The organism is Arenimonas sp., from assembly GCF_036275555.1.
Classification (GTDB): Bacteria; Pseudomonadota; Gammaproteobacteria; order Xanthomonadales; family Xanthomonadaceae; genus Arenimonas.
In genome coordinates this window covers 14,654-40,783 of record NZ_DASUDO010000032.1, presented here as the reverse complement: position 1 = coordinate 40,783, position 26,130 = coordinate 14,654, and the positions used below count along the sequence as shown (strand labels likewise).

The following is a 26,130-nucleotide window of genomic DNA, read 5'->3' as shown; positions in this document are numbered from 1 at the left end:
CGGCCCCCGCAGGAGGGTCAGGTGGCCTTGATGACCAGCTTGCGGCCGACTTCCTGGAGGTGCTCGCGCTCGGTGTCGAGATCCAGGCGGGTCAGCGGGTGCCCTTCCAGCCAGCGCTTGGAGAGCTTGAGCGTGAGCGTGTCGCCGTCGGCGGTGGCGTCGGCCAGCGGCAGCGGGTCGCGCTCGTGGCTGCGGTGCAGCAGCACCGCCAGGCGCAGCAGCAGGGCACAGCGCAGGGTGTTGGGGATCAGGCGGTCGGGCAGCTTCTCGATGCTGGCCAGGTGCACGCCGCGGCGCTGGTTGCGCACCAGCGCGGCCAGGATCTGCTGCTCGGTGCGCGAGAACCCGGCGATGTCGGAGTGCTCGACCACGTAGGCGCCGTGCTGGTGGTACTGGCTGTGGGCGATCGCCAGCCCCAGCTCGTGGATGCGCGCGGCCCAGGACAGCAGGCGGCGGTTGTCGCTGTCCAGGCCCCAGGCCGCCTCGACCTGGTCGAACAGCCGCATCGCGGTCGCCTCGACCCGCGCCGACTGCGCGGCATCCACGCCGTAGCGGTTGCACAGCGCGACGATGGAGGCCTCGCGCGGATCGGTCTCGCTGGCGCGGCCCACCAGGTCGTACAGCACGCCCTCGCGCATGGCGTGGTCGCTGACGTACATGCGCTCGATGCCGAGCTCGGAGAAGGCGGCGTCGAGCACCAGCAGGCCGCCGGCGATGATCGGCCGGCGCTCGGCCGACAGGCCCGGCAGCCGGATGTCCTCGAGCTTGTCGAACTCGAGCAGCTTCTCGCGGATGGCGTCGATGCTCTGGGCGGTGATCGAGGCCTTGGTGATCTTGAGTGCGATCGAGATGTCGCAGATCGCCTTGATGGTGCCGGACGAGCCCATGGCGTCGTGCCAGCCGCGCCGGCGGTAGGCGTTGGCGAACTGCTGGAACTCGGCGGTGATCTCGGTGCGGCCTTCCTTCCAGCGCTTGCGCGAGAGCTTGCCGTCGCCGAAGAAGCGGCGGGTGGTGGCGATGCAGCCCATCTGCAGGCTCTCGCGCTCCACCGCCTCGAAGCCCTGGCCGATGATGAACTCGGTGCTGCCGCCGCCGATGTCCATCACCAGCCGGCGCTTGCCTTCGGCCGGCGGGCTCCCGTGCGCCACGCCCAGGTAGATCAGGCGCGCCTCCTCGCGGCCGGCCACGATCTCGATGCCGTGCCCGAGCGCGGTCTCGGCCGGCATCAGGAAGCTTTGCGGGTTGCGCAGCGCGCGCACGGTGTTGGTGGCGATGGCGCGCACGCGGTGCGCCGGGATGGTGTCGAGCCGCTGGCCGAAGCGGGCCAGGCAGTCGAGCGCGCGCGGCATCACGTCGGGGTTGAGGCCGCCGTCGCCGTCCAGGCCCTCGGCCAGGCGCACGGTTTCCTTGATGCGGTCGACGATGCGCAGCTGGCCCAGCACGTAGCGGGCCACGACCATGTGGAAGCTGTTCGAGCCCAGGTCGACCGCGGCCAGCAGGTCCCCGTCCTTGAGTGGCTGCTCGGCTTCAGTCGGCATCCGGTGTCATCCGCAGAGTCGGGCGAGTAGCGCGCCCTGCGCAGAATAAGGCATGTCGCCCTCGGGCGGGGAGACCCGAAGGTAGCGGCCATCCTCCTGCAGCAGCCAGGCGTTGAGGTTGTCGGCCAGGTAGTTGGCCAGCTCCTCGTCGAAGACGCGCTCGGCCAGCTTCGGGTCGAGGATGGGGAAGCAGGTCTCGACCCGACGCATCAGGTTGCGCTCCATCCAGTCGGCGCTGGAGCAGAAGATCTCCGGCTTGCCGCCGTTGCCGAACCAGTACACGCGGCTGTGCTCGAGGAAGCGCCCGATCACCGAGCGCACCCGGATGTTGTCCGACACGCCCGGCACGCCCGGTCGCAGGCAGCAGGCGCCGCGCACGATCAGGTCGATCTTCGCGCCGGCCTGCGAGGCCTCGTACAGCGCGCGGATCACGCCGGGCTCGTTGAGCGCGTTCATCTTGGCGATGATGCGGCCGCCCTTGCCGGCGCGGGCCAGCTCGGCCTCGCGGGCGATCTTCTTGAGCAGCGCCGCGTGCAGGGTGAACGGCGACTGCAGCAGCCGGCGCAGCTTGATCTTGGGCGCCAGGCCCGAGAGCTGGTGGAAGATGTCGTGCACGTCGGCGGCGATGTCCGGGTCGGCCGTCATCAGGCCGATGTCGGTGTACACGCGCGCGGTGCCGGCGTGGTAGTTGCCGGTGCCCAGGTGCACGTAGCGCTGCAGCTTCTTTCCCTCGCGGCGCACGATCAGCATCATCTTGGCGTGGGTCTTGTAGCCCACCACGCCGTACATCACCTGCACGCCGGCTTCCTGCAGCTGGTCGGCGAGGCGGATGTTGGCCTCCTCGTCGAAGCGCGCGCGCAGCTCCACCACCACGGTCACGTCCTTGCCGTTGCGGGCGGCCGTGATCAGGTGCTCGATGATCTTGCTGTCCTTGCCGGTGCGGTAGAGCGTCTGCTTGATCGCCAGCACGTCGGGGTCGTTGGCCGCGTGCTGCAGCAGGTCGAGCACCGACTGGAAGCTCTGGTAGGGATGGTGCAGCAGCACGTCGCCCTGCCGCAGGGTGGCGAAGGGCGAGTCCTCGTCGAGGTCGGCGGGCCGCTGGCGGAACGGGCGGAACTTGAGCTCGGGCCGGTTCACCAGGTCGTACACCTGGGTGACGCGGTTGAGGTTCACCGGGCCGTTGATGCGGTACACCGCGTTCTCGGTCAAGCCGAAGTTCTGCAGCAGGATCGCGACGATCGGCTTGGGGCAGTGCTCGGCGATCTCCAGCCGCACCGCGGGGCGGAAGCCGCGGCTGGCGAGCTCGTCCTTGAGCGCGCTGGCGAGGTTCTCGACTTCCTCCTCGTCCACGAACAGCTCGGAGTTGCGGGTGACGCGGAACTGGTAGGCGCCCTTGACCTTCATGCCGGTGAACAGGTCGTCCACGAAGGCGGTGAGCACGGCCGAGAGCAGCACGAAATCATGCTGGCCGCCCGAAACCTCCGGCGGCAGCTGGATGATGCGCGGCAGCGAGCGCGGTGCGCGCACGATGGCCATGCCGCCGCTGCGGCCGAACGCATCCTTGCCCTCGAGCACCACCACCACGTTCAGCGACTTGTTGAGGATGCGCGGGAACGGATGCACCGGGTCCAGGCCCAGCGGCGAGAGCACCGGCAGCAGCTCGTCCTGGAAGTACTTGTGCAGCCACTTGCGCTGGCGCGCGTTCCAGGCCGAGTGCGCGAGGATGCGGATGCCCGCCGCGTTGAGTTCGGGGCGCAGCGTTTCGTTCCAGTAGCGGTACTGCTCCTCGACCAGGCTGGCGGCCTTGTCGTGGATCAGTTCGAGCGCCTGGGTCGGCGGGATGCCGTCGGGCGGCAGCGGGCCGCCGAACTGCTGGGCGGTGCGCACGGTGGCCGCGCGGATCTCGAAGAACTCGTCGAGGTTGGTGCAGCTGATGCACAGGTACTTCAGGCGCTCGAGTAGCGGCACCGACGGATCCTGGGCCTGCGCCAGCACGCGGAAGTTGAACTCCAGCTGCGACAGCTCGCGGTTGAGGTAGAGCCCGGGGGCGTGCAGGTCGATGGGTTCGGGCAAGTCTGGGCTCATGGTCGGTTCGTGGGGCGGTGGCGCCGGTTGGACGGCCTAGCTTACGCCGGACGGGCGCGGCGCAGGCCCTCAGGCCTCGCCCGTGGCTTCGCGCGGGCGTACCCGGGCCGGGCCGAAGACGCAGGCGAAGGTGCTGCCGCGGCCCACTTCGCTGTCGATCTCCAGCCAGGCCTGGTGCAGGCTGAGCACGTGCTTGACGATGGACAGGCCGAGGCCGGTGCCGCCGGACTCGCGCGAGCGGCTGGTGGAGACGCGGTAGAAGCGCTCGGTGATGCGCGGCAGGTGCTGGGCCGGGATGCCCTGGCCGCTGTCCTGCACCGCGAGCCGGGCGCCGCGGTCGGCGGTGCGCTCGAAGCGGATGACGATGCGGCCGTCGGTGGGCGTGTAGCGCACCGCGTTGCTGACCAGGTTGGAGAAGGCGCTGTGCAGCTCCTTCACCGAGCCCACCAGGTCGCAGCCCGCCGCGTCCTCGACCACGATCCGGTGGCGGCCCTGGCTCAGCGCCTCGGCCTCGCGCCGCAGGGTCACCAGCATCGGCGCCATCGCCAGCGGCTCCTCCGGCAGGTGCTCCTGGGCCTCGAGCCGCGACAGCGTCAGCAGGTCTTCCACCAGCTGGGTCATGCGCTGCGACTGCCGGCGCATTTCCTCCACCATCACCGCCAGCTCCGGGTGTTCCTCGGGCTCGATCATGTCGAGGTAGCCGTGCACCACCGTCAGCGGCGTGCGCAGCTCGTGCGAGACGTTGGCCACGAAGTCGCGGCGCACCTGCTCGAGCCGCATCAGCTTGGTGACGTCGCGCACCACCACCATCCACTGGGTGGCGGAGTAGGGGATCAGGCGCAGGCTGATGCGCACCATCGGGTCGGCCGGGCTGGCCAGGTCGAGCAGCGGCTCGTCGGTCTGGCCCGCGGCCAGCCACTCGCGCACGCGCGGCTGCTCCGGGAAGCAGTCGAGCAGGGGCGTGTCCAGGCTTTGCGGATAGTGCAGCCCCAGCAGGCGGCGCGCGGTCTTGTTGAACCAGACCAGTCGGCCGTCGCGGCGCTGGATCACCAGGGCACCGTCGGGCATGGCGGTCGCCGCCTGCCGGTAGGCGCGCAGCAGGCGCACCAGTCGCCGGCTGCGGTTGCGGTTCTCGGTCTGGCGGCGGTGGATCAGGGTTTCCAGCGCGGCCCACAGGCCCTGGCCGTCCACCGTGCGCAGCTGCTTGCGCCAGTCCAGGAAGCGCAGCACGCGGTACAGGCGCCAGTAGGCGCGGGCCGCCAGCACGGCGGTGGCCAGGCCCAGCGCCCACCAGGGCTCGCCCAGCGCCAGCCCGATGCCGAGCGCGAAGGCGTAGAACAGCAGCAGCCGGATCAGGGACTGGCGCCAGGCCAGCCGCAGCAGCATCGATACGCTCATGTCCGGCGGTCGCCCATCCTCAGGCCGCCGCCGCGGAGAAGCGGTAGCCGGAGCCCCGCACGGTCTGCACCATGTCGTCCAGGCGGTAGGGTTCGAGCGCCTTGCGCAGGCGGCGGATGTGGACGTCCACCGTGCGCTCCTCGACGTAGACGTTGCCGCCCCAGACGTGGTCCAGCAGCTGGGTGCGGGAATACACGCGCTCGGCGTGGGTCATGAAGAAGTGCAGCAGGCGGTATTCGGTCGGGCCGACGTGCACCGGCTGCTCGCCGGCGTAGACGCGGTGGGCGGCGCCGTCGATGCGCAGGCCGCCGACGGTCACGGAACCGTCATCTTCGTCCTCGCGCGAGCGGCGCATCACGGCGCGGATCCGGGCCAGCAGCTCGCGGGCCGAGAAGGGCTTGACCACGTAGTCGTCCACGCCCGATTCGAGGCCGCTGACGCGGTCGTTCTCCTCGCCGCGGGCGGTGAGCATGATGATCGGCACGTCGCGGGTCAGCTCGTCCTTGCGCCAGCGCCGGGCCAGCTCCAGGCCGCTGGCGCCGGGCAGCATCCAGTCGAGCAGGATCAGGTCGGGCACCTTTTCGGCGATGGCGTGCTGGGCCTCGCGGGCGTCGCCGGCGTGGACCGGGTCGTAGTCGCCCTTGCGCAGGGCGTAGGCCACCATCTCGCGGATGGCGGGTTCGTCGTCGACGATCAGGATGCGTTTTTGCACGAGGGGTACCGTGTCACCGGGTGGGCCGTGGTGCAAGTAGATAAAACTTTTGTGACCGGCGGGTGACAGGGGTCGCGGGGGTTACTGGCGGTCGGGACGCTGCTGTTCCGGGCGGATGCCCTGGCGCTCCATTTCCAGCACCACCGGGGTGATCGCGGCCATGCGGGCCTCGATGCGGGCGCGCTGGTAGTAATCCAGGTCGTCCCGGCGCTTGAGGGCATCGAGCTGGTTGAGGGCATCCACGGCGCGGCCGTTGAGGTAGGCGGTCTCGGCGTAGGCCTCGCCGGCGCGAATCAGGTCGCCGGCCAGCTCGCTGGCCCGGGCGAAGCTGCGCTGGAACACCGGGTCGTCGCCGCCGGAGGCCAGCAGCGGCCGCAGCACGGCCTGGGCGCGGCGGCCCGCCTCGGGGGTGGCCTGCTTGCCGAGGGCGTCGGCGTAGGCGAGGCGCACGGCGCGGTTGTCGGGGTGGCGGGTGACCAGGGCCTCGAAGCGTTCGCGCGAGACCGCGTGGCGGCCGCCGATCGCGGCGGCTTCGGCCTGGGCCAGCTCCAGCCAGAGCTGGCCGGGATGGCGCCGGAGCAGGTCGGCCAGCGTGGCTTCGGCCTCGGCCGGGTAGCCGCCGCGCATCTGCGCCAGGGCCAGGCCATAGCGCTGGGCGTCGCTGACTTCGGCGCCCGGGGCGTTGGCCAGCGCGCGGTACTCGCGCAGGGCGGCCGCGGCATTGTCGGCGCTGAAGACGCGCAGGCGTTCGCGGGCCCAGGGGAAGGCGTCGCTGCCGCCGCGCAGTTCGGCGCTACCGAGGCTGAATTCGCCCGGCAGCAGCAGCGACGTGGCGGCCGGGGCGCGGATCGACCCGCGCTCGGGCTGGGCGGCCAGCTGCTCGGCACGCTGGCGGGTTTCGCTGATGCGGGTGGTGGTGACCGGGTGGCTGCGCAGGTATTCGGGCAGCTGGTAGCCGCCGCTGTTGCCGCGGCTGGCGCGCTGCATGCGCTCGAAGAAATCGGCCATGCCGCCGGGGGCGTAGCCGGCGCGGGCGAGGGTCTGGATGCCGACGCGGTCGGCCTCGGATTCGTTCGACCGGGTGTAGTTGATCTGGCGCTGCTGCATCAGGGCCGCGGCGCCGGTGATCGCCGCCGCGGTGGCGTCGCCGGCCTGGCTGCCGCCGCCGCTGGCGCGGGCACCGCCGCCCTGCGACTGCGACAGCGCGATCGCGCCGAGCATGGCCAGCAGGATCGGCACCTGGTCCTTCTGCGCGCGCTCGACGCCGCGCAGCACGTGGCGCTGGCTGACGTGCGCGATTTCATGCGCCATCACGCCCGCCACCTCGTCCTCGGTCTCGGCGGTGACCACCAGGCCGGCGTTCATGCCGATGTAGCCGCCGAGGGTGGCGAAGGCGTTGATCTGCCGGTCGCGCATCATGAAGAACGTGAAGGACTGGCGCGGCGTGTCGCTGGCGGCGGCGAGCCGGTAGCCCATGGACTGCAGCCAGCCGTCGATCAGCGGGTCGTCGAGCACCAGGCCCATGCGGCGCAACTCGTACAGCGTGTAGGCGCCGTAGCGGGCCTCCATGCCGGGGTCGATCACCTCGCCCGCGGACGAGCCGATGTCCGGCAGCCCGGTGCTCTGGGCGCGGGCGCTGCAGGCCAGCGACAGGGCCAGGCTGAGGGCGGCGACGGGAAGCAGGATGCGCACGGTGGCTCCAGGCGGGGGATGCCCGAGGATACCGGCTGGCCGGGCCGGCAGGCGTGAATCGGGGGTTAACACCGCCGCGTGCCGCAGCGTTCCGCCGGCGCGTGCTGGCAATGCCGCCCCGACGCCCCCAAACTTGGCGGGTCAACGGAGGACCGACGTGCCCAATATCACGATGTACACCACCGCGATCTGCCCCTATTGCGTGGCCGCGAAGAATTTCCTGAAGTCCCGGGGCGCCAGCTGGGAAGAGGTCCGCATCGACCTCGACCCCGCCGCCCGCGAGCAGATGATGGCGCGCGCGAAGCGCACCTCGGTGCCGCAGATCTTCGTCGGCGACACCCACGTCGGCGGCTACGACGACCTGGTGGCGCTGGACCGCGCCGGCGGCCTCAAGCCGCTGCTGGAGGCGCAGGCATGAGCAGTTCCGAGAAGGACCGGGTCAAGGCGTTCACCGAATTCCGCCAGCGCATGAACGAGCGCATCCTGGGACAGGACAACCAGGTGGTGCGGCGCTTCTTCGCGCTCGACACCCAGACCTACAAGGCCGGCAAGCTCGACCTCAAGACCAAGGAGCTGCTGGGCCTGGTGGCGTCGATGGTGCTGCGCTGCGACGACTGCATCAGTTACCACATCGCCCAGTGCAAGGAAGCCGGCGTCGACCGCGATGAAATGTTCGAGGCCTTCAGTGTGGCCCTGGTGGTCGGCGGCTCGATCGTGATCCCGCACCTGCGCCGCGGCGTCGACTTCCTCGACCAGCTAGAAGGCCAGGGCATCCACGCCCCCGCCGCCCCCGACCACGAGCATTGAAAAGCTTCGGGCCTGAAGGCCCTCCTACACGCGGCCTGTAGGAGGGCCTTCAGGCCCGAACGCCCTGAGACCAAGGTCCAGTGGGCGAGGGGTCAGCTTGTTCTGGCATAATGCTGCGCCTTTGGCGGCCGGCCGGCTGCCACTACTTCTTGGAAGAACAAGCACTTATGACCCAGACCATCGCGGTGATCCGTGGCGACGGCATCGGCCCGGAAATCATGGACGCCACCCTGAAGGTGCTCGATGCGCTGAAGGTCGGCCTCACCTATGACTTCGTCGAAGCCGGCCTGAGCGCCTACGAGAAGCAGGGCGAGCTGCTCCCCGCCGCCACCCTCGACGCCATCCACCGCCACCGCGTCGCGCTGAAGTCGCCGCTGACCACGCCGGTCGGCGAGGGCTTCAGCTCGATCAACGTCGAGCTGCGCAAGCGTTTCGACCTGTACGCGAACGTGCGCCCGGCGATCAGCTTCCCCAACACCAAGTCGCGCTACGAGAACATCGACCTGATCACGGTGCGCGAGAACACCGAGGGCGCCTACATCGGCGAGGGCCAGAACCTCACCGCCGACGGCGAAACCGCCACCCTGGTGCAGAAGGTCACGCGCCGCGGCTCCGAGCGCATCGTCCGCTACGCCTTCGACCTGGCCCGCCGCATCGGCCGCAAGAAGGTCACCGTGGTGCACAAGGCCAACATCCTGAAGTCGACCTCGGGCCTCTTCCTGAAGGTCGCGCGCCAGGTGGCCACCGAGTACCCGGACATCCAGTGCAACGAGATGATCGTGGACAACACCTGCATGCAGCTGGTGATGCGCCCCGAGCAGTTCGACGTCATCGTGACCACCAACCTGTTCGGCGACATCCTGTCCGACCTCTGCGCCGGACTGGTCGGCGGCCTGGGCCTGGCCCCGGGCGCGAACATCGGCACCGAGGCGGCGATCTTCGAGGCCGTGCACGGCTCGGCGCCGGACATCGCCGGCAAGGGCATCGCCAACCCGGTCGCGCTGCTGCTGGCCGCGGTGCAGATGCTCGAACACCTGGGCAAGGTGGCCGAAGCCAACCGCCTGCGCCAGGCGATCATCGACACGATGGCGGCCAAGGACAACCTGACGCCGGACCTCGGCGGCACCGGCACCACGCAGTCCTTCGCCGCGGCGATCGCGGCCCGCGCCGCGGGCTGAGCCGCCCGCCGGCGGCATCGAAAAGGGCGCCCCGCGGGCGCCCTTTTTCCTTGCAGGATCCGCCCCCGTGGGAGGGACTTCAGTCCCGAACGCCGCCGGTCACCCGCGCACCCACCGATGCCCGCAGTCCCCGCATTCGCCCCGACTGCCGCGCAGCGGGAACGTCGCCGCCCCGAACAGCCACACCGCCACGGCCAGCAGCTTGCCCGTGGTCGGTGCCCGGGTCGCGAAGCGGTGGCTGCCACAGGCCGGGCAAGCTTCTTCCACCGGTTCGCCGACGGCCTCCTCCAACTCGCGCTCCAGCTCGCCGTTGGCGTAGGCCGCGACCAGCGCCCGCGCCTCCTCGGCCTGGCCCGGCGGCACCTGCACCCGCACGCCACCCATCGCGCCGGTCAGCGGATAGTTGGCCGTGACCAGCTGGTCGTCCGCGACCGTGGCCTGCAGGCCTGCCGATTCGAGCAGGGCGCGCACCACGTGGGCCTCCGAGGGCTCGAAGTAGCGCGCGATGGTGACGGTCATGGAACGGCACTCCGACAATGGGAGGAGGCGGGCCGGCGCGTCCGGGCTGGCCCGGGGTTAGGCTGCCGCCGGGCCGCATTCGCGACCAACTAAGCACTTGGCGATATTCTGCCTCGTCCACGGCAGGAGCGAACCCCATGGCGAAGTTCGGGCAAGGCGGATTCCGTGTTGGTCGCGCGCTGGCCTGGCTGGTCGGCTCGCTCGGGTTGTTGGCCCTGGCGGTCTGGCTGGCGTTCCAGCTCAGTCCCTGGCCTTCGGTGCTGCTGGTGCGGCACGCGTTCGGGGAAGGCAGCGCGGCCGCTTCCCGGGCGCTGGAAAAACACGTGCCGGCCGGACTGCGCGAGTGGCGGGACCTGCGCTATGACGCCGGGGATCCCGACGGCTACCTCGACCTGTATGCGCCGGCGGACGCCACGGGCCCGCTGACGACGATCGTCTGGGTGCATGGGGGCGGCTTCATCTCGGGCGACAAGCAGGACATCGCCAACTACGCGCGGGTGCTGGCGGGCCAGGGCTTCGCCGTGGCCAGCGTGCAGTACACGATCGCGCCGGAGGCGAAGTACCCGACGCCGCTGCAGCAGGTGAACCGGGCCCTGGCCTGGTTGGCCTCCTCGCCGGAAGGCCTGCCGGTCGATCCTTCCCGGCTGGTGCTGGCGGGCGACTCCGCCGGTGCGCAGCTCGCCGCGCAGCTGGCGGCGGCGCTGTCGGATCCCTTGTATGGGGCCCGCCTGCGTCTGGCGCCGGCACCGGCACTGCCGCCAGGCCGGCTCGCGGGCACGCTGCTCTACTGCGGGCCGCACGATGCCCGGCTGGTCTTCACCGAGGGCGCGTTCGGTGGATTCCTCGAGACCGTGTTCTGGTCCTACTTCGGTGAGCGTGATTTCAGTAGCGTGCCCGCGCTGCAACAATTCTCCGTGCCGGCGCACGTCACGCCGCGGTTCCCGCCCAGCTTCATCTCTGTCGGCAATGCCGATCCGCTGATGCCGCATTCGGAGGCGCTGGCCGTCGCGCTGGCCAACCAGGGGGTTCGGGTAGAAACGCTGTTCTTTCCACCGGACTACGCGCCTGCGCTCGGGCACGAATACCAGTTCGACCTGGACTCCGAGGCCGGGCGCGAGGCGCTGGCACGAAGCGTCGCCTTCCTGCGCTCGCTTTAGGTGGGAGTCGCGCTCAGCGCACCACGACCGTCGTCGCCTTGTTCGCGACGAGGTAGGGCTTGAGGTCCTCCACCTGCCGCAGCTTGCCGATCGCGCGCTGGGCGAACTTGGCGGTGGTGATGCGCACATGGCAAGTCTGGAACTCGCGCTCGGGGTCCTTGCCGCGCGAGCTGTAGACCACGCGGCCGTCGCGGTCCCAGCCCAGCACCAGGCGCTCCTGCAGGTGGCTGGTGCGGTAGATCCAGCCCTTCTGGATGTCGGATTCGGCCATGGCCATGCGTGGGTACCTGTCGGGTGCGTTGAATTCAGTCGTTCGGCAGCCAGCCCAGCGTACCGGCGTGCAGGCTCTGGATATACAGGCGATCGCGCGTTTCGGTGGCGGCGGTGGTGTCCGGGTACGCGCCCACCGGGTCCTGCAGGTCGGCGAGCACGTGGCCCTCCTCGTTGAAGGCCATCACGTGGCCGTAGGCCGGCGGCACCGGCCACAGGACCCGGGGCAGCCGCAGCGTCATCCGCCGCAGGAACGGGTAGGGCGCCATCGCATCCACCAGCCCGCTGCGCGGCTTGGTGAGGCCCAGCCAGATCCGGCCGTCCAGCCCGCGCATCAGGTTGTCGGGATAGCCGGGCAGGTTGTCGAACAGCGCGAAGGCCTGCGTCGAGGCTTCGCGCACATCCAGCGCCCGCGCCTCGCGGTCGATGCGCCATACGCGGTACTGGCCGGTTTCGACCACCAGCAGCGCGCGCTGGTCGGCGGTGAGCGCCACGCCGTTGGCGAAGCTCAGCCCCCGCGCGACCACGCGCAGCGCGCGCGACGACGGGTCGAATTCGAACACGCGGCCGGTGGCCGATTGCTCGAGCAGGTCGAGCACGCTGGCCTCGAAGGCGCCGCCCCAGTCGGCCGGCGCGAAGCGGGTGCTGGCGTCGCTGAAGTAGATCCGGCCGTCGTCGGCCACCACCACGGCATCGGCGAAGCGGATGGGTTCACCGGCGAAGGCATCGGCCAGCACCGTCGCCTGGCCGTCCGGCGCGATCGACAGCAGGCCGCGGTAGGCGTCGGCGGCGATCAGCCGGCCGGCGGCATCGAAGTCGAAGCCCAGCACCCGCCCGCCGGTGTCCGCGAACACTTCGCGGCCGCTGCCGTCGGCGGCCATGCGCAGCACCTTGCCGCCGGCGACGGCGACGTACAGCCGGCCGTCCGGCCCGAAGGCGACGTGCTCCGGGCCGCGTTCGCCGCCCAGGTCGATGTGGCGCAGTCCGGCCAGCGCCTGGTTGGTCGCGTGCGGACCCCAATGGCCGAGATCCTCCGGCGCGCGCCAGGCCACCGGCTGCACGGGCACCGGCCAAACGCACAGGTAGCCGACCAGCGCCGCGGCCGCGACCAGGGCGGCCCGCCATCGGCGTGCGCGTCGGTTCACGCGCGGGGCCACGCGGACGCGGGTTCAGTCACGGCAGGGCCCGGCGCGACGGCGGGCTCAGTCGTTGTCGGCGTCGCCGCGCGCCGCCGCTTCGTCAGCGGCCTCGTCCACCGCTTCGGCCGGCGGCACGTACATCGCCACCGCCGTGGCCTGCTTTTGCGTGGTGGGAATGCCGATGCCCACGCCTACCGCGCTGTTGCGGCCGTAACTCGCACCGCCCACCGACATGCCCACCGGCGAGCGCGAATTGCCGCGCCCGAGGATCAGCAGGCCGTTGGCGCCCAGCGCCGCGGCCTCCGCGCGCAGGCGGTCCATCACCGCGGCGTCCTGGCCGCGGGTGCCAAAGCCAATCGCGCTGGACGCATCGATCTCGGCGATGTCGATCGCGCCCGGCGGCGGCACGCGATAGATGCGCACTTCCGAGGGATCGATAGGCGCGCGGGCTTCGCCCAGCATGAGCTTGTCGGTGCTGGCGCAGCCGCCGAGCAGGGCAAGGCCGGCGAGGGCGAGGATCAGTCGGCGGTTCATGGCGAAGCTCCGGCGGGGGCGGGTGCGGAAGGACGCGGCCATCGTCGCACGGGATCGCCGGTACCGGGGCGAAGGCTCAGTCGATCCGTTCAGGCGGCAGCCCGTCCGGCCAGCCGCGCGGCAGGTAGTGGGCGACGTCGGCCAGCAGCAGCATCGGCCGGTCCTCCGGGGTGTCGCCGTAGGCGTGGATGCGGTCGAAGCGGGAGGGTTCGACGTCGGCGCGGATGCGCGCCACTTTTTCCTCCAGCACGCATTGCGGCCCGGCATAGCGGCCGGTCAGGCGGCCATCGCGGTCCTCGAGCCGGGAGCCCATCGCCACGACGCCCTCGGACTCGGCCCAGGGCGCCAGCAGGGCTTCGAAGTTGCCCGATACGACGCGCACCGTGTCGCCGCGGTCGCGGTGCGCGCGCAGCCGGGCCAGGGCTTCGGGCCGCAGCAGCGCGGGAAGCTCGGCCTGCGACCAGTCGCGGGCGGCGGCTTCGAACTGCGCCACCGGCATCCCGGTGAGCGCCCGCGCCACCACGGCCGCGCGTACCCGGGTACCCGTGACCAGCCCGAGCCGGTAGCCGGCGACCAGCGGCGCCAGCCGCCAGCGCCCCCAGCGCAGCCGCTCGGCGGGCACCACGCTGCGCACGAAGCGCGGGAAGGTTTCGCAGTTCGTCAGCGTGCCGTCGAAATCAAACAGCGCGAGGTCAGGCACGGCGTTCGAAGATCCAAGCCGCCAGGCCGCCTACGTTGAGCAGTACCGTGGCCCAGTACACGGCCAGGAAGGAAGCCTTCACCGACTTGTGCCGCAGCCAGTGCTGCGCGGCCATGGCACCGGGCCAGCCGCCCGCGAGCGACAGGATATGCAGGGTGCTCTCCGGCGTCCGGCGATGCCCGGCCTGGGCCGCGCGCTTGTCGATCGCATAGGCGACGAAGGTGAGTGCGCTCATCACCGCGTACCCGGCCGGCACCAGCGCCGGCAGGCCGAGCCAGGCGGTGATGGCCACCACTGCGGACAGGCAGGCGAGGGCGAGCACGCCCTTCGGACCGCGTCCGCTCCGCGCGGTGGCGGTGCGGGGTTTACCGAAGCCTGCCGGACGCGCCGACACGGCGTTCATGCGGCCGCGTTCATCGCGCGCGACTTCGTAGGTCAGGTGCAGGCCCGGCCCGGGGCGCGAGCCGGCGCGGGAAATGGCGCGCACGTGGACGAACACGCGGTCACCGCCGCCGTTGGGCGTGATGAAACCGTAGCCCTTCTCGTCGTGCCACTCGGTGATCCGGCCGGCGAATCGCATCGTCGGCTGACTCCGCCCGTCGCGCGGACTCAGTCGCGCGACTGCAGCTTGGCCAGCAGGCGCAGGATCTCGAGGTAGAGCCAGACCAGGGTGACGGTCAGGCCGAAGGCGCCGTACCACTCCATGTACTTCGGCGCGCCGGCCTCGACGCCCGATTCGATGAAGTCGAAGTCCAGCACCAGGTTCAGCGCGGCGATCACGACCACGAAGCCGCTGAAGGCGATGCCCATCCAGCTGGACTCGTGGATGAACCCCATGCCCTCGAAGCCGAACAGGCGCATGCCGAAGTTCACGAGGTACAGCACGGCGATGCCGCCGGTGGCCGCGACCACGCCCAGCTTGAAGTTCTCGGTAGCCTTGATCAGGCCCGTCTTGTAGGCCAGCAGCAGCGAGGCCAGCACGCCCATGGTCAGCATCACGGCCTGCATGACGATGCCGGGGAAGCTGGCCTCGAACATGGCCGAGATGCCGCCGACGAACAGGCCCTCGAGCGCGGCGTAGAGCGGTGCGGTGACCGGGGCCCAGGTCTTCTTGAACACGGTGACCAGCGCGACGATGAAGCCGCCGATGCCGCCGACCAGCAGCCAGGGCATGACCGCACCCGGGTTCTCGGGGCTGTAGAAGCTCCAGGCGAAAGTGGCGGTGGCCACCAGCAGCAGGAGCATGAAGCCGGTCTTGTTGACGGTGCCGTTGAGCGACATCGTGTCGCTGGCGGCGCCCCCGCTCACCAACTGGCCGCTGGCGACGTCGAGGAAGGTGTTCTGGTTCAGGGCGGGATTGCCGCTGCGCATGCCGGGCTCCGGGGCGTGAAGGACTGCCCCGGATGCTAGCCGAGCGGCGCGCGGGGCGCCACCGTGGCCGGTCTCAGGGCGCGACGTCGCCGCGCAGCCGCCAGAAATGCTGCAGCACCGCCACCGGGGTGTGCCCGGGCCGGTAGGCGTGGCGCAGGGCGCCGTGCACGTAGTCGGTGGCGTCGGCGCAGGCCGTGCGCAGGTCCAGGCCCAGGCAGAGGTTGGCGGCGATGGCCGAAGCCAGGGTGCAGCCGGTGCCGTGGCCTTCGACGGGGAGCCGCGGATGGGTGAACACCGCCCGGGCGTGGTCGTGTCCGAAGCGGTCGGTCATCTCGCCCTCGCCGGGCAGGTGGCCGCCCTTGAGCAGCACCGCGCGGGCGCCTTCGGCCAGCATCTGGGCCAGCGCCCGTTCGGCGTCGTCGTCGGTCTGGATCCGGCGGCCCAGCAGCAGCTCGGCCTCGGGGATGTTCGGCGTCACCACGCTGGCCAGCGGCAGCAGGCGGGTGCGCAGCGCGTCCAGGGCGTCGTCGGCCAGCAGCTTGGCGCCCGAGGTGGCCACCATCACCGGGTCGAGCACGATGTGGGCGGGGCGGTGAACTTCCAGCGCATCGGCCACGCAGTGGATGACCTCGGTGCTGGCCAGCATGCCGAGCTTGACGCCGCCGATGTGGAAATCGTCGAAGCAGGCGTCGATCTGCGCGCGCAGGAACGCCAGCGGCGGCACGTGCACGGCGGTGACGGCGCGGGTGTTCTGCGCGGTCAGCGCGGCGATCGCGCTCAGCCCGTGCAGGCCGTGGGCGGCGAAAGTCTTGAGGTCGGCCTGGATGCCGGCCCCGCCGCCGCTGTCGGAGCCGGCTATGGTCAGTACGGAGATCGGGCGTAGTTGGGGCATCTCGGCTCTTCGGGGTTCTTCTTCAGGCGCGGAAAAACGCGGATTGACGCGGGTTGGAGCACGTAAGCTTATCCGGTGCGGTGCCGACTCAGAAGTTGTTGGCCACCAGCTTGAGCACGCCAAGCATTTGTTTCCGCACCGGTGTCGGCATGCGGCGGATCGCGGCCAGGCAATCCGCTTCGATGTCGTCCTGGGCGAAGTCCTCCCTTCGCACGGCTTCGGTCCAGTCGCCCGTCTCCTTCCTCCAGTCGCCCTCGCCGGTGCCCAGCCACTCCAGCCGCACGCCCGTGGTGCCGGCGATGGCGATCAGGTGCTGCATCGAGGGCAGGCAGCCATCCCGGCGCTCCCACTGCGCCACCGCACTGCGCCTGACGCCGACCGCTTCGGCCAACGCCACTTGGGATAGCCCTGCGAGGGATCGGGCGCGCCTGATTCTTTCGGCGGTGCTGGGCATGTTTGCTCCTGGGTCCGTGGCCGGGGAGGAATGCTTCCGCTAACTAGGTAGCACAACCGTTCGTGATTGGTAGTCAATGGCTAACCGCTGCGCGCTGAAATCTTCTCGCCCGCGGTTCCCGACCGGTCCCGGTGCCGATGCGGAGGCCGGACAGCGAAACCTCCCATTGCCCGGTGCGCCCGGATCGTAGTCCGCTTGCATTGCGGAACGCCGGCCCCGTTCCGCGGCGAGACAGGTCCCGTCTCGCCACACGCCCCCCGGGGTCGCATCCGAATGAGGAGATTCCCATGCACAGCAAACTGCGCGTCGCCAGCCTACTGTTGGCGGTCTTGTTGCCCTTCGGCGGCGTTCACGCGGCCTCGACGGTGGATGGCCTGGCGCCGGCGTCCATGCGGGCCGAGCTGGCTCGCGAACTCTTGGCGCGATGGCAACCCGTCGTGGTCGCACGCTACGGTGCGGACGCGGCAGGCTGGGCGGAGCGCATGCAGTCCACGCTCGCCAGCGCCGACATGGGCAACCTCGAGCTCGCCGCCAGCGCGGCCACCTTCGAGCAGATGAATGCGGCCCTGCTTGGCGGCGCCGCGGGCGGAGCCGCCGATGGCGGCAGTCGCCCCGCGGCCTTGGGGCAGCCCGGCGTCGACCTGGTCTACACCCCGGTCACGCCCTGCCGGATCGCCGACACCCGGGTCGTCGGCGGTCCGATCGCCGCGTCGTCGACACGGTCCTTCGCGGCCTACACCACCACCGACTTCAGTGCGCAGGGCGGCGGGATGGGCGACTGCGACCTTCCGGAGAACGCTTCGGCCATCACGGTCAAGCTCACCTCGGTGCGGCCGGCCGTGGACGGCTTCCTTACGGCGTTTCCGTTTGGCGAAACGCAGCCACTGGCGTCGTCGTTGAACTACACGCAGGGCCTGATCTCGTCGGATGAGTCGCATGTCCGCCTGTGCCGTCCGGCTTGCGCGAGCGGCTTCAATGTCTTCAGCTTCGGCGAATCAGACGTCGTCATCGACGTGACCGGCTACTTCGCCGAACCCGAAGCGACCGCGCTCGACTGCACGGTGGCCCAGCAGGCGGGCAACCTGGACCTGCTGGGTGGCCTGCAGGCGCGGAGCGTGAATTGCCCGGTGGGCTATAGCGCGACCGGCGGCGGCTGCGGCGGACCGCTGGGCATCGGGATCAGCAACTCGCAGCCCCTGCTCTCCGGTGGCGCCCCGGTCGGCTGGCGGTGCGACCTGGTGGGATCCTTGCTGAGCGTCATCAGCTATCAGGTCAGCGCCACCTGCTGCCGGATACCGGGTCGCTGAACCCAGCGGGGCCGGCGCCGCTCCACCGCCTTGGGTGGGGCGGCCCCGGCATCCTCGTCCGGGGCGTCAGGCGTCGCCGCGCCCCGGGCGCAGGGTCCGGTGCTTCCACACGGCGTAGGTCAGGCCGGTGGTGCCCGTCACTGCAGCCGGAAGGTAGAGGGCGCGGTAGTCGAGGGATGCGAAGGCGACGGCGCCGAGAACGCCGCCGGCCAGGAAGCTGGTGATGATGACCAGGCAGAGCCACAGGCGGCGGCGGGCGACGGGGAGTCCGCGCAGGGCGTGGCCGAGGGTGATGCCGAGGTCGGTGAACATGCCGCTGACGTGCGAGGTACGGATGATGGCGCCGCTGTAGGTGGTGGCCATCGCGTTCTGCAGGCCGATCGCCACCGCGGCCAGCAGCGGGCCGGCGAAGCTGCCGCGACTGAAAAGCGGCACCGCCAACGCCAGCAGCACCGCCTCGATCGCGAGCGCCACGCCGTAGCGGCGGCCCAGCCGCAGCACGCTGTCCTGCACCAGCAGCCCGCTGAGCATCGCGCCGCCGACGAAGGCCAGCAGCATCGCCGCCAGCTGCCACGCGGCGTGGCCGTCGCCGCCGGCAAGCGCGGCGCCGAGCAGGGTGGTGGTGCCGGTGAGGTGGGTGATGGCCTGGTGTTCGAAGCCGAGGTAACCCACCACGTTCACCATGCCGGCGACCAGGGCCAGGGCGGACGCCCCGACCCAGACCCAGGTCGCCAGCCGCTCGGTCATGGCCTCACAGCACTTCCGAGGCGTAGTCGGCCAGGCGCGACCGCTCGCCGCGACGCAGCGTGATGTGCGCGCTGTGCGCCCAGTTCTTGAACCGGTCCACCGCGTAGGTCAGGCCCGAGGTGGTCTCGGTGAGGTAGGGCGTGTCGATCTGCTCGACGTTGCCCATGCAGATGATCTTCGTGCCCGGGCCGGCGCGCGTGATCAGGGTCTTCATCTGCTTGGGCGTGAGGTTCTGCGCCTCGTCGACGATCACCCAGCGGTTGAGGAAGGTGCGGCCGCGCATGAAGTTCATCGAGCGGATCTTGATGCGGCTGGCGAGCAATTCATTGGTGGCGCCGCGGCCCCAGCTGCCGTGGTCCTCGGTGTGGGTGAGCACTTCGAGGTTGTCGGTCAGCGCGCCCATCCACGGCGTCATCTTCTCTTCCTCGGTGCCGGGCAGGAAGCCGATGTCCTCGCCCACGCTGACCGTGGCGCGGGTCATGATGATCTCGCGGTAGCGCTGGATGTCCATCGTCTGGGTCAGACCGGCGGCCAGGGCCAGCAGCGTCTTGCCGGTGCCGGCGGTGCCGAGCAGGGTGACGAAGTCGATCTCCGGGTCCATCAGCGCGTTGAAGGCGAAGTTCTGCTCCCGGTTGCGGGCGTTGATGCCCCACACCTGGTGCTGCGGCGCGCGGAAGTCGTCGACGATCTGCAGCACGGCGCGCTCGTCGTCGAGGCGCGCGACCTTCATCTCCACTTCCTCGGCGCCGGGCATGTACAGGAACTGGTTCGGGTACCAGCCGTCGTCGTCGCGGCGGCGCACTTCGTAGAAGGTGCGGCCTTTCTCGGTCCAGCTGCGCAAGCTGCCTTCGTGCTGGTCCCAGAAATCGGCGGCCAGTTCGGTGGCGCCGGTGAAGAGCAGGTTGAAGTCGTCGATCGCGCGGTCGTTCTCGTAGTCCTCGGCCTTGACGCCGCAGATCGAGGCCTTGATGCGCAGGTTGATGTCCTTGGACACCAGCACCACGGGCACGCCCGGGTGGTCCTCGATCAGCTGCAGGATCGAGCCCAGGATCTGGTTGTCGGGCAGCACGGTGCCGAAACGCTTGCCCACTTCCACCGGCTTGAGCTGGAACAGCAGCCGGCCGACGCTCTCGTTGGCGCGCAACTGCAGGCCCTTGGGCTGCACCAGGCGCACGCCGTCGTCGATGTTGTTGCCGTTGCCGTGCGCCTCGATGATCTCGTTGAGGAAGCGGCTGACCTGGCGGGCGTTGCGGCTGGCCTCGCTGTGGCCTTTCTTGCCGTTGTCGAGCTCCTCCAGGACCATCATCGGGATGAAGACGTCATGCTCCTCGAACTTGAACAGCGCGGTCGGGTCGTGCATCAGCACGTTGGTGTCCAGTACGTAGATCCGCTTGCTTCTCGTCATGGTTTTCTCATGTAGGGAAGGGACACAGTTGCACCTCCATGTGCACGGCGACGCACCGCCGTGGCTCGCGGGGCGAGACGGCGGGGCGGGTTTGCTCGGGGGTGGCTCACTTGGCTTTGGCGGCCTTCTTCAGGGCTTCCAGCACGGCCTCGGCATGGCCGGGCACCTTGACGCCGCGCCAGCTTTCGACGACGCGGCCGTCGGGATCGATCAGGAAGGTGCTGCGCTCGATCCCAAGCACCTTCTTGCCATACATGTTCTTCTCCTTGATGACACCGAAGGCGCGGCACACGGCCTCGTCGGCGTCGGAGATCAGGTCGAAGGCGAAGCCATGCTTGGTGCAGAAGTTCTGGTGCGACTTCACCGAGTCGCGCGACAGCCCCAGGACCTCGGCCTTGAGCTTGCGGAACTTCGGGTAGAGGGCGTTGAAGTCGATGCCCTCGGTGGTGCAGCCCGGGGTGTTGTCCTTCGGATAGAAGTAAAGCACCAGCCACTGGCCGCGGTAGTCGGCGAGGTTGGCGCTGCCGCCCTTGCCCAGGGAGATCGGGAGGTCGCTGATGCGGTCGCCGGTGTCGATCATTCGTGTCCTCAGAACTTCATCGGATCCATGATGGCGTCGAGGTTCAGGTGGTCGCAGAACTCGAGGAAATCGTCGCGCAGGGCGGCGATGTGCATGTTCGAAGGGATGCCGATGGTGACCTGGGCCGAGAACATGTCGGCGCCGGTCTGCATCGCCCGGTAGCGCGAGCTGTGCAGGCTCTCGATGGTGATGCCCTGGCGGTCGAAGAAATCAGCCAGCTGGAACAGGATGCCGGGCTTGTCGGCCGCCACCACTTCCACGATGTAGGGCAGCAGGTTCGACTGCAGGGCCTTGGGGCCGGTGCGGTACCAGACCAGCTTGTAGCCTTCCTCGCGCTCGAGCCGGGTGAGCATGGCCTCGAGCTTGGCGACGGCGTCCCAGGAGCCCACGGCCAGGGCGGTGACCGAGACGTCGCGACCCACGGTGGAGAGCCGCGCATCGACCATGTTGCAGCCGCTGTCGGAAATGCGCCGGGTGACGGCCAACAGGGGGGACTGCGGATGCGTGGTGTAGGCGCTGATCAGCAGGTGGTTCTCGTTGGCAGCGGGGCGTGCGGCGGGGTCGGTCAATGCGGTGTTCCGTGGCGGCGCGGATGAACCCGCGCGTAAGTGTCCCGGCCAGCATACTTGCCGCCGCTTTGAAGCCGCAAGTAACATCGGGCCACGTCCACGCAAGGCCTCTCCTTTGCACCTTTCCGGCAGCATCACCGCGTTGGCCACCCCGTTCACGGCGGCCGGCGACCTCGACCTCGACGCCTGGGCCCGCCTGCTGGACGCCCAGCTGGCCGGCGGCAGCCACGGCATCGTCGTCGCCGGTTCCACCGGCGAGGCGGCCGCGCTCACCGACGACGAATTCATGACCCTGCTGCGCACCGCGGTGGCCCGCGTCGGCGGCCGGATGAAGGTGCTGGCCGGCACGGGCCAGTCCAACACCGCCAAGACCATCGCCCAGACCCGCCTGGCGCGCGACGGCGGCGCCGACGCGGCGCTGGTGGTCACGCCGCCGTACGTGCGCCCGACCCAGGCCGGCCTCGTCGCCCATTACCAGGCGGTGGCGGCCCAGGGCGGCCTGCCGGTGGTGCTCTACAACGTGCCGGGACGCACCGGCTGCGACCTGCTGCCGGAAACCGTCGCGCAGCTGTGCCGCCACCCCGGCATCATCGGCCTGAAGGAAGCGCGCGGCGACGAGGCGCGCTGGAACGCGCTCTATCCGCTGGCCGGCGCCGACTTCGCCCTGCTCAGCGGCGACGATCCGACCTTCGTGCGCGCCATGCTCGGCGGCGCGGACGGCGTCATCTCGGTCGCATCGAACGTGCTCCCGCGGGCCTTCGCGCGGCTCTGTGCGCTGGCGTCTTCCGGCGATCCGGAAGCGGCGCGGTCGCTGGATGCACGCCTGCAGCCGGTCTACGACTTCACGGGCATCGAGTCCAACCCGATCCCGGTCAAGGCGCTGCTGGCCCGGCAGGGCATCGGCCATGGCCTGCGCCTGCCGCTGCTGCCCCTGTCCGCGCCGCACGCCGCCCTGGCCGACCAGATGGCCGCGCTGTGTCGCCAGGTCGAGCAGGAACTGGCCTGAACCGCTTACCATTGGCGCCTGCCGCGGTCCGCCCGCAGCGCCCTCCAGGAGATCCCGCATGACCGTGTCCAAGCCTTCCCTTCGCCCGCTGCTGTGCGGCGCCCTCGCCGTGGCCCTGGTGTCCCAGGCCGGCTGCGCCTGGACCCGCAGCAAGCTGGGGATGGACGTCGAGTACCAGAAGAGCGGGGAGGGCAAGCCCCTGGTCGTCCCCGCGGGCCTGGACACGCCTCCGGCCGGCGCGGCGATCGTGGTGCCCGCTGCGGCCAACGGCCCGCTGGTCAGCAGCGACCTGCCGCCCAGCAACCTCGGCGGTGGCGCCACCGTCGGCGAGGAACTGCCGCCGGCCTCGGGCGTGGCCGGGATCGCCGAATTGACCCTGGCCGATCCGGCCGACGAAGCCTGGCGCCGCGTGGGCGCGGCGCTGCCGGGCATCGCCGGCGTACGCGTGGGCGACAGCGCCAAGCTGCTCAACAGCCACGAGGCGACCTACCGCGGCGTGACCGTGCTGCTGCGCGCGGAACCGACCACCGCCGGCTCCCGCGTCGTGGCCCTGGGCGCCGACGGCCAGCCCGTCACCACCGGCGCCCCCGCCGAGCTGCTGGCCCTCCTGCGCGACAAGCTCGCCGAGTAACGCCGGAAAAAAAGGGGTCAGAGTGATTATTCGTTTAAAACGAATAATCACTCTGACCCCTTTTTTTGTTGCTCAGCGCTCGAGGAGGGGGAGTTTGCCGGGCTTGCCGTCCCATTCGGCGGCGTCGGGCAGGGGATCCTGGCGGGTGGTGATCACCGGCCACTGCTTGGACAGCTCGGCGTTGAGGGCGATGAAGCCCTCTTGGCCGGCGGGCACGTCGTCTTCCGGGTAGATCGCCTTGGCCGGGCACTCGGGCTCGCACAGCGTGCAGTCGATGCACTCTTCGGGGTCGATGACCAGGAAGTTCGGGCCCTCGTGGAAGCAGTCGACCGGGCACACCTCGACGCAGTCGGTGTACTTGCACTTGATGCAGTTCTCGATGACGACAAAGGGCATGGCCGGGACTCGTGGGAAGTGCGAACGCCGCTGATTCTAGCGGCAGCAGCCGGCGACGCCCAGCGCGGCGGGGCAGCGGGCCCGCAAAAAGCGAAGGCCCGGCATGGCCGGGCCTTCTGAAGAGTGGCGCTCCCTAGGGGACTCGAACCCCTGTTCCAGCCTTGAGAGGGCCGTGTCCTAGGCCACTAGACGAAGGGAGCGCGGATGGCGAAGCGGTGCAGCGGGCGCTAGTATACCGGGCTTTACCGGTGCCGGGAAGCCGCTTCCCGCCCGGGCCCGAAGACGCCGCGCAAGGACCCCGCGCCGCCCCGACCCGAATGGACAAGCGCATCGCCACTCCCCTCACGCCCCTGATCGTGCCGCGCGCCGAACACGGCATCTCCCGCAAGGACATCAGTCCCAACGCGCTGCGCGTGCTCTACAAGCTGCGCGAAGGCGGCTTCCAGGGCTACCTGGTCGGCGGCGCCGTCCGAGACCTGCTCGTCGGCGGCCACCCGAAGGACTTCGACGTCGCCACCGACGCCACCCCGGAGCAGGTGCGCTCGCTGTTCCGCAACTGCCGCCTGATCGGCCGGCGCTTCCGGCTTGCGCACGTGGTGTTCGGCCGCGAGATCATCGAGGTGGCCACGTTCCGCGCCAACACCGACGACGGCAGCGGCGACCGCGAGACCGAGGACGGGGGCCGCCTGCTGCGCGACAACGTCTACGGCACGATCGAGGACGACGCGGTCCGCCGCGACTTCACCGCGAACGCACTCTATTACGCCATCGAGGATTTCTCGGTGCGCGACTACTGCGGCGGCTACCAGGACTGCCAGGACCGCGTGCTGCGCCTGATCGGCGACCCGGTGGAGCGCTACCGCGAGGACCCTGTGCGCATGCTGCGCGCCGCGCGCCTGGCCGCGAAGCTCGGCTTCGCGATCGCGCCCGATGCCGCCGCGCCGATCCCCGAACTGGCGCCGCTGCTGTCGGCGGCGCCGCCGGCGCGCCTGTTCGACGAGTGCCTGAAGATGTTCCTGGCCGGCCACGCCGAGGCCAGCTTCATGCTGCTCGAGAACCACGGCCTGCTGCCGGCGCTGTTCCCCGAGACCGCGGTCGCGCTAGAGACCAACCGCAGCGGCGCCCTGCGCGCGATGGTGCTGCAGGCGCTGCGCAGCACCGACGAGCGCGTCGCCCAGGACAAGCCGGTGACGCCGGCCTTCCTGTTCGCCGCCCTGCTGTGGCCGGCGTACTGCCGCGAGCTGGCGGTGATGCAGAAGGCCGGCATCGACCCGCTGGTGGCCCAGCAGCGCGCCGCCGATCGCGTCACCCTGCACCAGGCCCAGCGGATCGCGCTGCCGCGCCGGTTCTCGCAGCCGATGCAGGAGATCTGGCTGCTGCAGCCGCGCTTTGCCCAGCGCGTGCGCAAGCGCGTGTTCCGGCTGCTGTCGCACCCGCGCTTCCGCGCCGCCTTCGACTTCCTCGAGCTGCGCGCCGGCGCCGCCCCCGAACTGGCGGCCGACGTCGCCTTCTGGCGCGAGGCCCAGGCCCAGGCGCCCGAGCAGTTGGCCGAACGCCTGGACCCGAAGTCGCCGCGCCGCGAGCGCGACCCCGAGGACGCCAGCCCCGAAGGCGAGGGCGCCGCGCCCGGCCCGAAGAAGCGCCGCCGGCGCCGGCGCAAGCCGGGCGGGGGCGAGGGTGGCGGCGAGTGAGGCCGGACGACCCGGTCCGCGCCTTCGTCGGCCTGGGCGGCAACCAGGGCGACGTCGAAACCACGCTGGTCGAGGCGCTCTGGGCGGTGGATGCGCTGCCCCAGACCACCATCCAGCGCCAGTCCGCGTTCTACCGCACGCCGGCCTGGGGCAAGACGGACCAGCCGGCGTTCCTCAATGCCGTGGTCGAGCTGCGCACGCGCATGCCCGCCAAGGTGCTGCTCGAGTCCCTGCTGGCGATCGAAGCGCGCTTCGGCCGCGTGCGCAGCGAGGCCGACCGCTGGGGCCCGCGCGCGATCGACCTCGACCTGCTGGCGTATGGCGACGAAGTGATCGACGAGCCCGGCCTCACGCTGCCGCACCCGCACCTGCACGAGCGCGCCTTCGTGCTGGTGCCGCTGGCCGAGATCGCCCCGGCGCTGGTCATCCCGGGCCGCGGCGACGTCGCCTCGCTGCTCGCCGCGGTGGATGTTTCGGGTATCGAAGCGATACCTTAGGGGTCCTTCCCCCCGGGCCAACGCCATGTATGCGAACGACCCCAACGCCCCGGCGCGCGTCCGCCTGACGGTGCCCGCGCTGCGCAAGATGAAGGCCGAGGGCCGGCGGATCGTGTCGATCACGGCTTACGACGCCAGCTTCGCCCGCAGCATCGACGCCGCCGGCATCGACCTGGTGCTGGTGGGCGATTCGCTGGGCATGGTCTGCCAGGGCCGCGACAGCACGCTGCCGGTCACGGTGGACGACATCGCCTACCACGTCGCCTGCGTGGCGCGCGGCCTGTCCGGTGCCTTCCTGGTCGCCGACCTGCCGTTCCAGTCCGACGCCACGCCGGAGCGCGCGCTAGATGCCTCCACCCGCTGCCTGCAGGCCGGCGCGCAGATGGTGAAGCTCGAGGGCGCGGGCCCGAAGCTCGAGGTCATCCGCTTCCTGGCCGAGCGCGAGATCCCGGTGTGCGCGCACCTCGGGCTGACGCCGCAGTCGGTGCTGCGGCTGGGCGGCTACAAGGTGCAGGGCAAGGAGGCCGCGGCCGCGAAGAAGCTGCTGGCCGACGCCCGCGCCGTGGCCGAGGCCGGCGCCGACCTGCTGGTGCTCGAGTGCGTGCCTTCGTCGCTGGCGGCCGAGATCACCGCCGCGGTCGCCATCCCCACCATCGGCATCGGCGCCGGCCCGGCCTGCGACGGCCAGATCCTGGTGCTGCACGACCTGCTGGGCATGAACAGCGGCCACCGCCGGCCGCGTTTCGTCAAGGATTTCCTGGCCGAAGGCGGCTCCGTGCTGGGCGCTTTCCAGGCCTATGCGGCCGCCGTGCGCGACGGCAGCTTCCCCGCCCCCGAACACGGATACTGAAACGG

The 26,130-nt window shown here is 70.6% G+C and carries 29 protein-coding genes and 1 tRNA gene; 10 read left to right on the top strand and 20 right to left on the bottom strand.

Annotation, left to right across the window (positions count from 1 at the left end):
• Positions 1-17 precede the first annotated feature (17 nt).
• The 5 genes from ppx to VFV21_RS08645 all read right to left on the bottom strand — a co-directional run bounded on the left by ppx (position 18) and on the right by VFV21_RS08645 (position 7,425).
• Positions 18-1,538, bottom strand: coding sequence for an exopolyphosphatase (gene ppx / locus VFV21_RS08665; RefSeq protein ID WP_329669027.1), 1,521 nt, complete (start codon positions 1,536-1,538; stop codon positions 18-20).
• Positions 1,539-1,544: 6 nt separating this feature from the next.
• Complete coding sequence (gene ppk1 / locus VFV21_RS08660) at positions 1,545-3,623, bottom strand: polyphosphate kinase 1 (protein WP_329669026.1); 2,079 nt, start codon at positions 3,621-3,623, stop codon at positions 1,545-1,547.
• Positions 3,624-3,692: 69 nt separating this feature from the next.
• Entirely contained in the window at positions 3,693-5,021 is a 1,329-nt protein-coding gene (phoR, locus tag VFV21_RS08655; RefSeq protein ID WP_414638528.1) for a phosphate regulon sensor histidine kinase PhoR, read from the bottom strand.
• A 19-nt stretch (positions 5,022-5,040) separates the two neighbouring features.
• Positions 5,041-5,733: a phosphate regulon transcriptional regulator PhoB gene (phoB, locus tag VFV21_RS08650; RefSeq protein ID WP_034210601.1), complete on the bottom strand. Its 693-nt coding sequence runs from the start codon at positions 5,731-5,733 to the stop codon at positions 5,041-5,043.
• An 81-nt stretch (positions 5,734-5,814) separates the two neighbouring features.
• Positions 5,815-7,425 carry a M48 family metalloprotease gene (locus tag VFV21_RS08645; protein ID WP_329669025.1) on the bottom strand — a complete coding sequence of 537 codons (1,611 nt, stop codon included), beginning with the start codon at positions 7,423-7,425 and terminating at the stop codon, positions 5,815-5,817.
• Positions 7,426-7,597: 172 nt separating this feature from the next.
• On the opposite strand from VFV21_RS08645, the gene grxC reads away from it, so the two are divergent.
• The 3 genes from grxC to VFV21_RS08630 all read left to right on the top strand — a co-directional run bounded on the left by grxC (position 7,598) and on the right by VFV21_RS08630 (position 9,410).
• Positions 7,598-7,843 (top strand): glutaredoxin 3, encoded by a 246-nt coding sequence (gene grxC / locus VFV21_RS08640; RefSeq protein ID WP_329669050.1) that lies wholly within the window; start codon positions 7,598-7,600, stop codon positions 7,841-7,843.
• Positions 7,840-8,232 carry a carboxymuconolactone decarboxylase family protein gene (locus VFV21_RS08635; protein ID WP_329669024.1) on the top strand — a complete coding sequence of 131 codons (393 nt, stop codon included), beginning with the start codon at positions 7,840-7,842 and terminating at the stop codon, positions 8,230-8,232. The genes grxC and VFV21_RS08635 overlap by 4 nt, the downstream gene beginning before the upstream one ends.
• 167 nt (positions 8,233-8,399) lie before the next feature.
• Positions 8,400-9,410, top strand: a complete 1,011-nt coding sequence (locus VFV21_RS08630) for an isocitrate dehydrogenase (protein WP_329669023.1) — start codon at positions 8,400-8,402, stop codon at positions 9,408-9,410.
• Positions 9,411-9,509: 99 nt separating this feature from the next.
• Here the strand turns inward: VFV21_RS08630 and VFV21_RS08625 are convergent, their stop codons facing one another.
• Complete coding sequence (locus VFV21_RS08625) at positions 9,510-9,929, bottom strand: putative signal transducing protein (RefSeq protein WP_329669022.1); 420 nt, start codon at positions 9,927-9,929, stop codon at positions 9,510-9,512.
• A gap of 137 nt (positions 9,930-10,066) precedes the next feature.
• On the opposite strand from VFV21_RS08625, the gene VFV21_RS08620 reads away from it, so the two are divergent.
• Entirely contained in the window at positions 10,067-11,086 is a 1,020-nt protein-coding gene (locus tag VFV21_RS08620) for an alpha/beta hydrolase (RefSeq protein WP_329669021.1), read from the top strand.
• A gap of 13 nt (positions 11,087-11,099) precedes the next feature.
• Here the strand turns inward: VFV21_RS08620 and VFV21_RS08615 are convergent, their stop codons facing one another.
• The 8 genes from VFV21_RS08615 to VFV21_RS08580 form a co-directional block, all read right to left on the bottom strand.
• Positions 11,100-11,363 carry a hypothetical protein gene (locus VFV21_RS08615; RefSeq protein WP_329669020.1) on the bottom strand — a complete coding sequence of 88 codons (264 nt, stop codon included), beginning with the start codon at positions 11,361-11,363 and terminating at the stop codon, positions 11,100-11,102.
• Between the two features lie 28 nt (positions 11,364-11,391).
• Positions 11,392-12,501 (bottom strand): SMP-30/gluconolactonase/LRE family protein, encoded by a 1,110-nt coding sequence (locus VFV21_RS08610; protein WP_329669019.1) that lies wholly within the window; start codon positions 12,499-12,501, stop codon positions 11,392-11,394.
• A 57-nt stretch (positions 12,502-12,558) separates the two neighbouring features.
• Positions 12,559-13,029, bottom strand: coding sequence for a hypothetical protein (locus VFV21_RS08605; protein WP_329669018.1), 471 nt, complete (start codon positions 13,027-13,029; stop codon positions 12,559-12,561).
• Positions 13,030-13,105: 76 nt separating this feature from the next.
• The gene (locus tag VFV21_RS08600; protein ID WP_329669017.1) at positions 13,106-13,729 is read right to left on the bottom strand and encodes an HAD family hydrolase; all 624 of its coding nucleotides are present in this window, start codon (positions 13,727-13,729) and stop codon (positions 13,106-13,108) included.
• Positions 13,722-14,309, bottom strand: a complete 588-nt coding sequence (locus tag VFV21_RS08595) for a cold shock and DUF1294 domain-containing protein (RefSeq protein WP_329669016.1) — start codon at positions 14,307-14,309, stop codon at positions 13,722-13,724. Before VFV21_RS08595 ends, VFV21_RS08600 begins: the two co-directional genes overlap by 8 nt.
• Positions 14,310-14,338: 29 nt before the next feature.
• A complete protein-coding gene (locus VFV21_RS08590) occupies positions 14,339-15,100 on the bottom strand; it encodes a Bax inhibitor-1/YccA family protein (protein WP_329669015.1) in 762 nt (253 codons plus the stop codon).
• A 73-nt stretch (positions 15,101-15,173) separates the two neighbouring features.
• Positions 15,174-15,992 (bottom strand): bifunctional hydroxymethylpyrimidine kinase/phosphomethylpyrimidine kinase, encoded by an 819-nt coding sequence (gene thiD / locus VFV21_RS08585; protein ID WP_329669014.1) that lies wholly within the window; start codon positions 15,990-15,992, stop codon positions 15,174-15,176.
• Between the two features lie 88 nt (positions 15,993-16,080).
• The gene (locus VFV21_RS08580) at positions 16,081-16,446 is read right to left on the bottom strand and encodes a helix-turn-helix transcriptional regulator (protein WP_329669013.1); all 366 of its coding nucleotides are present in this window, start codon (positions 16,444-16,446) and stop codon (positions 16,081-16,083) included.
• A gap of 287 nt (positions 16,447-16,733) precedes the next feature.
• On the opposite strand from VFV21_RS08580, the gene VFV21_RS08575 reads away from it, so the two are divergent.
• Positions 16,734-17,753: a hypothetical protein gene (locus tag VFV21_RS08575; RefSeq protein ID WP_329669012.1), complete on the top strand. Its 1,020-nt coding sequence runs from the start codon at positions 16,734-16,736 to the stop codon at positions 17,751-17,753.
• Positions 17,754-17,819: 66 nt separating this feature from the next.
• On the opposite strand, the gene VFV21_RS08570 is transcribed toward VFV21_RS08575, so the two are convergent.
• The 4 genes from VFV21_RS08570 to VFV21_RS08555 form a co-directional block, all read right to left on the bottom strand.
• Positions 17,820-18,500, bottom strand: coding sequence for a YoaK family protein (locus VFV21_RS08570; RefSeq protein ID WP_329669011.1), 681 nt, complete (start codon positions 18,498-18,500; stop codon positions 17,820-17,822).
• A gap of 4 nt (positions 18,501-18,504) precedes the next feature.
• On the bottom strand, positions 18,505-19,905 hold the full coding sequence (locus tag VFV21_RS08565; RefSeq protein ID WP_329669010.1) for a PhoH family protein: 1,401 nt from the start codon (positions 19,903-19,905) through the stop codon (positions 18,505-18,507).
• 106 nt (positions 19,906-20,011) lie between these two features.
• Positions 20,012-20,485 (bottom strand): peroxiredoxin, encoded by a 474-nt coding sequence (locus tag VFV21_RS08560; RefSeq protein ID WP_329669009.1) that lies wholly within the window; start codon positions 20,483-20,485, stop codon positions 20,012-20,014.
• Positions 20,486-20,493: 8 nt separating this feature from the next.
• Positions 20,494-21,054, bottom strand: coding sequence for a glycine cleavage system protein R (locus VFV21_RS08555; protein ID WP_034210629.1), 561 nt, complete (start codon positions 21,052-21,054; stop codon positions 20,494-20,496).
• A 115-nt stretch (positions 21,055-21,169) separates the two neighbouring features.
• Here VFV21_RS08555 and dapA point away from each other — a divergent pair, with 115 nt between their 5' ends.
• Positions 21,170-22,060: a 4-hydroxy-tetrahydrodipicolinate synthase gene (gene dapA, locus VFV21_RS08550; protein ID WP_329669008.1), complete on the top strand. Its 891-nt coding sequence runs from the start codon at positions 21,170-21,172 to the stop codon at positions 22,058-22,060.
• 58 nt (positions 22,061-22,118) lie between these two features.
• On the top strand, positions 22,119-22,691 hold the full coding sequence (locus VFV21_RS08545; RefSeq protein WP_329669007.1) for a hypothetical protein: 573 nt from the start codon (positions 22,119-22,121) through the stop codon (positions 22,689-22,691).
• Positions 22,692-22,763: 72 nt separating this feature from the next.
• Here VFV21_RS08545 and fdxA read toward each other — a convergent pair whose 3' ends face one another.
• Both fdxA and VFV21_RS08535 read right to left on the bottom strand, forming a co-directional pair.
• Positions 22,764-23,087: a ferredoxin FdxA gene (fdxA, locus tag VFV21_RS08540; RefSeq protein WP_034210635.1), complete on the bottom strand. Its 324-nt coding sequence runs from the start codon at positions 23,085-23,087 to the stop codon at positions 22,764-22,766.
• 124 nt (positions 23,088-23,211) lie between these two features.
• Positions 23,212-23,287, bottom strand: a tRNA-Glu gene (locus VFV21_RS08535).
• A 117-nt stretch (positions 23,288-23,404) separates the two neighbouring features.
• On the opposite strand from VFV21_RS08535, the gene pcnB reads away from it, so the two are divergent.
• From pcnB to panB, 3 genes are read left to right on the top strand one after another with little or no spacing between them, the layout of a single operon-like run.
• Positions 23,405-24,778: a polynucleotide adenylyltransferase PcnB gene (pcnB, locus tag VFV21_RS08530; protein ID WP_329669006.1), complete on the top strand. Its 1,374-nt coding sequence runs from the start codon at positions 23,405-23,407 to the stop codon at positions 24,776-24,778.
• Positions 24,775-25,275 (top strand): 2-amino-4-hydroxy-6-hydroxymethyldihydropteridine diphosphokinase, encoded by a 501-nt coding sequence (folK, locus tag VFV21_RS08525; RefSeq protein ID WP_329669005.1) that lies wholly within the window; start codon positions 24,775-24,777, stop codon positions 25,273-25,275. Before pcnB ends, folK begins: the two co-directional genes overlap by 4 nt.
• Before the next feature lie 25 nt (positions 25,276-25,300).
• A complete protein-coding gene (panB, locus tag VFV21_RS08520) occupies positions 25,301-26,125 on the top strand; it encodes a 3-methyl-2-oxobutanoate hydroxymethyltransferase (protein WP_329669004.1) in 825 nt (274 codons plus the stop codon).
• Positions 26,126-26,130: the final 5 nt, after the last annotated feature.

Excerpts from the sequence above, each read along its gene's own strand:
- ppx (WP_329669027.1), bottom strand. The coding sequence starts at position 1,538 with ATGCCGACTGAAGCCGAGCAGCCACTCAAGGACGGGGACCTGCTGGCC.
- ppk1 (WP_329669026.1), bottom strand. The coding sequence starts at position 3,623 with ATGAGCCCAGACTTGCCCGAACCCATCGACCTGCACGCCCCCGGGCTC.
- phoR (WP_414638528.1), bottom strand. The coding sequence starts at position 5,021 with ATGAGCGTATCGATGCTGCTGCGGCTGGCCTGGCGCCAGTCCCTGATC.
- grxC (WP_329669050.1), top strand. The coding sequence starts at position 7,598 with ATGTACACCACCGCGATCTGCCCCTATTGCGTGGCCGCGAAGAATTTC.
- VFV21_RS08635 (WP_329669024.1), top strand. The coding sequence starts at position 7,840 with ATGAGCAGTTCCGAGAAGGACCGGGTCAAGGCGTTCACCGAATTCCGC.
- VFV21_RS08630 (WP_329669023.1), top strand. The coding sequence starts at position 8,400 with ATGACCCAGACCATCGCGGTGATCCGTGGCGACGGCATCGGCCCGGAA.
- VFV21_RS08625 (WP_329669022.1), bottom strand. The coding sequence starts at position 9,929 with ATGACCGTCACCATCGCGCGCTACTTCGAGCCCTCGGAGGCCCACGTG.
- VFV21_RS08620 (WP_329669021.1), top strand. The coding sequence starts at position 10,067 with ATGGCGAAGTTCGGGCAAGGCGGATTCCGTGTTGGTCGCGCGCTGGCC.
- VFV21_RS08615 (WP_329669020.1), bottom strand. The coding sequence starts at position 11,363 with ATGGCCATGGCCGAATCCGACATCCAGAAGGGCTGGATCTACCGCACC.
- VFV21_RS08605 (WP_329669018.1), bottom strand. The coding sequence starts at position 13,029 with ATGAACCGCCGACTGATCCTCGCCCTCGCCGGCCTTGCCCTGCTCGGC.
- VFV21_RS08595 (WP_329669016.1), bottom strand. The coding sequence starts at position 14,309 with ATGCGATTCGCCGGCCGGATCACCGAGTGGCACGACGAGAAGGGCTAC.
- VFV21_RS08590 (WP_329669015.1), bottom strand. The coding sequence starts at position 15,100 with ATGCGCAGCGGCAATCCCGCCCTGAACCAGAACACCTTCCTCGACGTC.
- thiD (WP_329669014.1), bottom strand. The coding sequence starts at position 15,992 with ATGCCCCAACTACGCCCGATCTCCGTACTGACCATAGCCGGCTCCGAC.
- VFV21_RS08580 (WP_329669013.1), bottom strand. The coding sequence starts at position 16,446 with ATGCCCAGCACCGCCGAAAGAATCAGGCGCGCCCGATCCCTCGCAGGG.
- VFV21_RS08575 (WP_329669012.1), top strand. The coding sequence starts at position 16,734 with ATGCACAGCAAACTGCGCGTCGCCAGCCTACTGTTGGCGGTCTTGTTG.
- VFV21_RS08570 (WP_329669011.1), bottom strand. The coding sequence starts at position 18,500 with ATGACCGAGCGGCTGGCGACCTGGGTCTGGGTCGGGGCGTCCGCCCTG.
- VFV21_RS08565 (WP_329669010.1), bottom strand. The coding sequence starts at position 19,905 with ATGACGAGAAGCAAGCGGATCTACGTACTGGACACCAACGTGCTGATG.
- VFV21_RS08560 (WP_329669009.1), bottom strand. The coding sequence starts at position 20,485 with ATGATCGACACCGGCGACCGCATCAGCGACCTCCCGATCTCCCTGGGC.
- VFV21_RS08545 (WP_329669007.1), top strand. The coding sequence starts at position 22,119 with ATGACCGTGTCCAAGCCTTCCCTTCGCCCGCTGCTGTGCGGCGCCCTC.
- fdxA (WP_034210635.1), bottom strand. The coding sequence starts at position 23,087 with ATGCCCTTTGTCGTCATCGAGAACTGCATCAAGTGCAAGTACACCGAC.
- pcnB (WP_329669006.1), top strand. The coding sequence starts at position 23,405 with ATGGACAAGCGCATCGCCACTCCCCTCACGCCCCTGATCGTGCCGCGC.
- panB (WP_329669004.1), top strand. The coding sequence starts at position 25,301 with ATGTATGCGAACGACCCCAACGCCCCGGCGCGCGTCCGCCTGACGGTG.